5 protein-coding genes and 1 pseudogene are annotated in these 6,768 nt (G+C 50.2%); 3 read left to right on the top strand and 3 right to left on the bottom strand.

Annotation, left to right across the window (positions count from 1 at the left end; translation table 11 throughout):
* Window positions 1-607, bottom strand: a pseudogene (locus ACJROR_RS14595) (guanosine-5'-triphosphate,3'-diphosphate pyrophosphatase); the annotation flags it as partial.
* 230 nt (window positions 608-837) lie between these two features.
* Here ACJROR_RS14595 and trxA point away from each other — a divergent pair.
* On the top strand, window positions 838-1,158 hold the full coding sequence (trxA, locus tag ACJROR_RS14600) for a thioredoxin (RefSeq protein WP_406042302.1): 321 nt from the start codon (window positions 838-840) through the stop codon (window positions 1,156-1,158).
* A 162-nt stretch (window positions 1,159-1,320) separates the two neighbouring features.
* Here the strand turns inward: trxA and ACJROR_RS14605 are convergent, their stop codons facing one another.
* On the bottom strand, window positions 1,321-2,049 hold the full coding sequence (locus ACJROR_RS14605) for a hypothetical protein (RefSeq protein WP_406042304.1): 729 nt from the start codon (window positions 2,047-2,049) through the stop codon (window positions 1,321-1,323).
* 250 nt (window positions 2,050-2,299) lie between these two features.
* On the opposite strand from ACJROR_RS14605, the gene ACJROR_RS14610 reads away from it, so the two are divergent.
* Entirely contained in the window at window positions 2,300-3,292 is a 993-nt protein-coding gene (locus ACJROR_RS14610) for a D-alanine--D-alanine ligase (RefSeq protein ID WP_406042306.1), read from the top strand.
* Window positions 3,293-3,657: 365 nt separating this feature from the next.
* Complete coding sequence (locus ACJROR_RS14615) at window positions 3,658-5,292, top strand: EAL domain-containing protein (RefSeq protein ID WP_406042308.1); 1,635 nt, start codon at window positions 3,658-3,660, stop codon at window positions 5,290-5,292.
* A 93-nt stretch (window positions 5,293-5,385) separates the two neighbouring features.
* Here ACJROR_RS14615 and rho read toward each other — a convergent pair whose 3' ends face one another.
* Window positions 5,386-6,675, bottom strand: a complete 1,290-nt coding sequence (gene rho, locus ACJROR_RS14620; protein WP_406042310.1) for a transcription termination factor Rho — start codon at window positions 6,673-6,675, stop codon at window positions 5,386-5,388.
* Window positions 6,676-6,768: the final 93 nt, after the last annotated feature.

Here is a 6,768-nt window from a genome sequence, read left to right on the forward strand (position 1 = left end):
AATGAAGGTATTCCTGGGCATACGGCGCAATAACCGCAATAGCGGCCTCTATCGCCTCATCATATTTTTCCTGAGTAATAAGCCCGTTCCCGAAAAACCGGGACTGCCATGTTACGCATCCCATGGACAGGCTGTGAATAACATGGATTTCCGGACCGTTGCCCAAAATCATTTCCGTGGAAGCCCCGCCGATATCCACAACCAGCATCCTCCCCTGTATTCCGGAGGTGCTCATTACCCCGTGATAAATGATGCGGGACTCCGTTTCTCCGGAAATCACATTGATTTTATGCCTGAGGATCTGTTCTCCGGTTCTGACAAACTCATCAGAATTAACCGCAAATCTGAGAGTGGCGGTGGCGACAATGCGGATATTCGCATCCGGAATATTTTCCAGCTGATCCGCAAAAAGCCTGAGGCAGTCCCAGCCGCGCTGCATGGCCTCCTGGGAAAGCCGGCTGTCGCTGTCCAGCCCGGATGCCAGACGCACCTTGCGCTTGATGCGGCAAACAGCGCTTACGGCGCCTGCAACATTTCTGACGATGAGAAGGTGAAAGCTGTTTGACCCCAGGTCAATCGCAGCATAAAGAGGAGACGATCCTGACATAAAAAACCTCTCTCAGTCTGTCCGGTCATGTTCTTATCATAGATAAGTCATATCATGTAAACAACAGAAAACATTCTGAAAGTACGGTTTTTACGGAATACATCTCTACATTGTCAGCAATTTTTATCAGTTATCCGAAAATTCGCCGCAAATGTGCTATAGTCTGAGAGAGGTCTTTTCAGACTTTTGACGGAAGTTTTCCGTCGTCGCTCACAGGAAGGGAACAAAATATGTCAGAAGTGATTGAAATTGATGACAGTGTGTTTGATGAAAAGGTGTTTCAGAACAAGAAGCCGGTTCTGGTGGATTTCTATGCCAAATGGTGCGGCCCCTGCAGAATGCTGGCCCCGGTAATAGCCGAGGTAGCCGGGGAAACTCAGGATATGGATTTCTGCAGCGTTGATATTGAAAAGGCCCCCGCCTTAGCCGCTAAATTCGGCATTCGCAACATTCCGACCCTGCTGCTGTTCAACGGCAACGATCTGGTGGCCCGGCAGACCGGAGCATTAGCCAAGCCGCAGCTTAAGGAATTCATTAATCAGGCTCTGTAACACGCCGGATTTACCTTTAAGAAACCGCGGCATCCCGCGGTTTTTTTCTGAAAGCCCGGGCACCAAGGGCCGGAAACACCTCAGAAGCGCATTACCGGAACCTTCTTTCTCGCTGCTCCGTTTTTCTGTTATTCCGCTTTCTTTGTTATTTCATTTTCTCTGTTACTCAGCTTTCTCAGCCTGCCGCTCCTTCAGCTGCCTGAGCGCCGCCTGAAAACCCTGCTCCCATCCTCTGCGGGTTTCAGAATCAGCCAGGGCATACTGATCCTCTGGAATAAATCTGATTTTGGTGCCGACCCGGGCTTCGGATCCCATGACCGCCACCCATTTGGGATTGTATTTCCTGACGGCGGTTTTATCCCATTCCAGCACCTGTTTCATGGTAATCTCCAGCTTTTCCGGATTAAGCTTGGCAAAGTTGCCGATTTCAGCGCCGTAAACCTTGCTGAGCTCAGTAACTCCCTGATGGGTGGTTCTGTCCAGAGACTTGTTGGCATCGGAACGTGCTCTGAGCTGCGCCGTATAATACCAGAACATGGCGGTTTCATAATTTCCGGAACGGAATACCTGCACAGCATAGGACATCAGCACCGGCGGCGGATAGCGATCCGGATCATTCATGACCTCCTTGATGGTGTCCACATCGCCGGCGGCAATCTCCTGCATAATCTTTTCGGTTTTTTCGAAATGCAGATCGGCGTACTCGCCCTTGTAGCTGTTAATAACCCGGCTGATTTCCTTGAAAGCCTCTCTGGACTTTACCGCATCCTCGTCCTCATCTGCCACGGGAACGCCGTTTTTATAGGTCTGCGACACGCACCCGGCAGCAAATGCCAGAGCAAAGCCTGAAATGACTGAAAACATTAAAATTTTTGAAAGAGCTTTTTTCATCTTGCTGTCCCGGACTGACGGCCCGCCGGATGGGCTTCTTGCCTCTCCGGATTATTACCGCTGACTGGCCGTCTCATAAAAAAACTGTGGCATTTTATCACGGATAAGGGCCATAACAGGAATCCCCGGCCTCACAAACATCTGACAAATATCATCCTGACAGGAAAACCGCCGGAGTAGTATAATTCGCACATCATTCGGCTGTCAGCAATCAGCTGTCAACTACCAACATGCAACCAACGGTCAGAAAATGTCAGATACCAATATTCTTCTTCTTTGCGGCGGAGACGGTTCCGAACACGCCATTTCTCTGGTAAGCGCCTCATATATCAGAGAACAGCTTGAAAAAAGTCCGGATTTCAAGGTAATTCAGGTAATTGCCCACCGGAATTACTGGGAAACGGAAGACGGCAGCCGCGCCAGTCTGGGAATGGATCAGGTGCTCAGAACGGATCGGGAGGAATTCCGCATCGATTACGCAGTGCCGTGCATTCATGGCATTCCCGGAGAAACCGGCGACATCCAGTCATTTCTGGAAATTTCCGGAGTGCCCTATCTGGGCTGCCCCCCGGAGGGAAGCGCTCTGGCCTTCAACAAAATCAGCGCCAAGCTGTGGTTTGACGCCGCCGGCATTCCCAATACCCCGTTCACCTTTATGGACTCCCGGGAGCCGGCAAACCTGAATAAGGCTCATGAATTCTTCCGGAAATACGGCGCCGTGTTTGTAAAGGCGGCTTCTCAGGGATCCTCTGTCGGCTGTTACCAAGTTGATCGCGAGGACAGCCTTGACGAATGCATTGCTCAGGCTTTTGGCTACAGCAGCTCCGTGCTGGTGGAAAAGCGCCTGAAGCCGCGGGAGCTGGAAACCGCCGTCTATGAATATCAGGGGCAGCTTGTTGTGACAAATCCGGGAGAAATCATTACCCCCGGCAATAACTTCTATACCTTTGAAGAAAAGTACAATCAGGACTCTCATTCCAGCACCAGAATCGTCGCAGATGTCAGTCCGGAAATCCAGCAGGAAATCCGCGGCTATGCCGAAAGAGCCTTCAGACTTCTTAAGCTGAAGGATCTTTCCCGCATTGACTTCTTCTATACCGAGGAGGACGGCGTGATTTTAAACGAAATCAATACCTTCCCCGGCATGACTCCCATCTCCATGTTCCCTAAAATGCTGGAAAACCATGGCGAACGCATGCAGGATTTTCTGAGAGATCGGGTGCTGACCGCCCTTAAAAAATAGGCGCCCCGCCCTTGCTCATAAAGCCCCGGAGGAGCGCTCTTCGGGGCTTTTCGCATCATTGGCTGTTATTCAGCCGTTATGTTTCTCTGCCTTCTTTACCGTAATCCCTTTCCTGTCGCAATCCTGATTCTAAAGCAACCCCGCCGCCACTTGTGCACAGAAAACAGCTGATCACATTCCGGATCCGGCCCGCCGGTTCTGTTTATGAAAATGTTTTCCTGAAGTTGCAGATTTGTGAAACAGGGACACCTTAATGGATGCGGTTATCATTAAAACTTGAATGGTCAGGCATTTTCTTTTGAGCAATTCTGCTATAAAGAGAAGGATCAATGTCGATCCCTCGAAACAATAAAGGATCTCCAAGTATGAGAATGTCTCAGGAGCAGATCAGAAACAGTCTGGATCAGGCTCTCAAAGAAGAGCAGTTCGTAATTTATATTCAACCGCAATACAATCACTCCAACAAAGCTCTTATCGGCGGCGAAGCTCTGGTGCGCTGGTTTCATCCCGAACATGGCATGCAGTCTCCGGCAGACTTTATTCCGATATTTGAAGAAACAGGCCAGATTCCCCGTCTGGATCTCTACGTTTTTGAACAGGTCTGCAAATATCAAAAAAGCTGCATCGACCGGAAGGAGGAATGCTATCCGATATCCTTCAATGTTTCCCGGGAAGATCTGCAGGTTCCCGACTACATTGATTCCATGGAAAGAATCCGTCAGAAATACAATGTTCCGGTCAGCTTTCTCAGAGTTGAAATTACGGAGTCTTCCGCCGTAGGCAGCATCGACTTTATTGTGGAGCTCGTGGATCGGCTGCACCGCTTAGGCTATCTGGTGGAAATGGATGATTTCGGCAGCGGTTACTCCTCGTTAAACGTGCTCAAGGATCTCAAGGTAGACATTATCAAGCTGGATCTGAAATTTTTTGCCGGCGAGGTCGGAGGACGCGGCGGCATTATCATAAGCTCCGTGGTAAATATGGCCAAATGGCTGAATACCCCGGTAATCGCCGAGGGGGTGGAAACCAAGGATCAGGCTGATTATATGCTGAGCATCGGCTGCGAACTCATTCAGGGGTTCTATTACTCCAGGCCGCTGCCCACAGAGGAATTTCATAAACTGACCGCCCAGAAGACCTTCCAGAAATCCATTAATCCCAGTCAGTTTATCGAAAATCTGGATACCGGCCGCTTCTGGAATCCGGAATCCCTGGAAACCCTGATCTTCAGCAATTTTGTGGGAGGGGCCGCCATTATGCTTTATTCTCTGGACGGCTCAGCCGAGATTTTGCGCATCAACAATAAGTATCTCCGGGAAATTTCCATGAATCTTACGGAAAAGGATGTGCTCAGCAACGATCCCTGGGAGTACTTTGATGCAGAAAACAAGAAAATTTACCAGAGCACTCTGGAAAAGGCCATAAAGTCAAAGGACGAAGAGGAATGCGAAACCTGGCGAACCTTTGTCTCCGGCTGCTGTTCCCCGGAGCGGCTGTGCATCCTGAGCTCCATGCAGCTTATCGGCACTATGGAAAACAAATACCTCTTTTACATCATGATTCGCAATATCACTAAGGAAAAACGGATCTTTAATGAAATCTACGCCAGCGATCAGCGCTTCCGGGCCGCCAGCGAACATGAAAACATCTACGCCTGGGAATACTGCATCGCCACCAAGGAAATGCGTCCCTGCTTCCGCTGCATGCGGGATCTGGGAGTCCCCGCCGTGGTGGAAAACTATCCGGAACCTCTGATAGATGCCGGCATCTTTCCGCCTGATTACGCAGATATGTACCGCGACTGGATGAGGCAAATCGATGCGGGAGCGCCTAGCATGGAAGGAGTGATCCCTCTTACCGTAGGCCGGATTCCTTTTCTCATCAGATATACCACCGAGTTTGATGAAAACGGGAGACCGGTAAAGGCCTACGGCTCCGCGCGGCTTATTGAGACCAAGCTTCCCGAAACTGATCCCTCCGGCGGCAAAAAGGAATCCTGATTTCCAGAACTGCCAGATCAAAAAGCCAAGGCCCAGATTATTCCGGGCCTTCTCTTTAAGTGTTCATCTCAGAACTTAAACGTCTTAACAGGATCAGCCGCCCTGCTTCATAGCCCTGAAAAACTCGTCATTGGTCTTGGTGAGCAGCAGCTTGTCCAGGAGAAATTCCATGGCCTCAATCTCTCCCATGGAATGCACCACCTTGCGCAGGATCCACATCTTCTGGAGCTCCTCCGGGGCGGTAAGAAGCTCCTCGTGCCGGGTGCCGGATCTGGTAATGTCGATAGCGGGGAACACTCTCTTCTCGGCAATCTTTCTGCTGAGCTGCAGCTCCATATTACCGGTGCCCTTGAACTCCTCGTAGATAACGTCATCCATTTTTGAACCGGTTTCAATGAGAGCGGTGCCGATAATGGTAAGGGAACCGCCTTCCTCAACGTTGCGGGCGGCGCCGAATATTCTCTTCGGCCCCTGAAGAGCATTGGCATCAACACCGCCGGTAAGAACCTTTCCGGATGAAGGAATCACGGTATTAAAGGCCCGGGCCAGTCTGGTAATGGAATCCAGCAGAATAACCACATCCCGCTTGTGCTCCACGAGACGCTTGGCTCTTTCGATTACCATCTCAGACACCTGAATATGTCTCTGGGGCGGTTCATCAAAAGTAGAAGCAATTACTTCGCCATCCACCAGTCTCTTCATCTCGGTAACTTCTTCAGGACGTTCATCAATGAGAAGCACGATAAGATGGCATTCCGGATTATTGGATCTGATGCTCTGCGCAATATTCTGGAGCAGCATGGTTTTACCGGCCTTGGGAGCTGCCACCACGAGTCCGCGCTGTCCCTTGCCGATGGGGGAGGTCAGATCGATCACCCGGGCGGTGAGATCCTCCTTGGAGCCGTTTCCTCTTTCAAGCCGCATTCTCTCATTGGGATGCAGCGGCGTCAGGTTCTCAAAAAGAATTTTGTTACGCGAGCTTTCCGGAGGATCGGAATTAACCTCTTCAACTCTGGTAAGGGCGAAATACTTTTCGTTTTCGCCCCGGGGCGGGCGGATGCGGCCCTTGATGGAATCCCCGGTATGAAGATTAAGGTGCGCAATCTGAGTCGAGGACACATAGATGTCATCCGGTCCCGGAAGATAGGAGCAGTCCGGGCTTCTGAGAAAACCGTAGCAGCGGCTGTTTATATTACCGTTGGAATCAGGAATAATCTGAAGAACACCCTCGCCAAAAATATCATCGCCGCCCTTGGCCTGGCTTTTAAGAATGTTATAAATGATATCTTTGCGGGTCATGCGACCGACATTGGTTAATCCGAGCTCTTCGGCCTTGGTCACAAGCTCGGGAGTTTGCATGTTTTTAAGATCTGTTAGGTTCATAAGACGAATTGAGTGCGAAGACGCATATCACCCGGAGAAAAAGATCGGGTCAGACTGCGGAAAAATTAAAGAAAGATTACAATGAAACAAAGG

The organism is Succinimonas sp. (assembly GCF_045225735.1).
Classification (GTDB): Bacteria; Pseudomonadota; Gammaproteobacteria; order Enterobacterales; family Succinivibrionaceae; genus Succinimonas.

Excerpts from the sequence above, each read along its gene's own strand:
- ACJROR_RS14615 (WP_406042308.1), top strand. The coding sequence starts at position 3,658 with ATGAGAATGTCTCAGGAGCAGATCAGAAACAGTCTGGATCAGGCTCTC.
- ACJROR_RS14610 (WP_406042306.1), top strand. The coding sequence starts at position 2,300 with ATGTCAGATACCAATATTCTTCTTCTTTGCGGCGGAGACGGTTCCGAA.
- ACJROR_RS14605 (WP_406042304.1), bottom strand. The coding sequence starts at position 2,049 with ATGAAAAAAGCTCTTTCAAAAATTTTAATGTTTTCAGTCATTTCAGGC.
- rho (WP_406042310.1), bottom strand. The coding sequence starts at position 6,675 with ATGAACCTAACAGATCTTAAAAACATGCAAACTCCCGAGCTTGTGACC.
- trxA (WP_406042302.1), top strand. The coding sequence starts at position 838 with ATGTCAGAAGTGATTGAAATTGATGACAGTGTGTTTGATGAAAAGGTG.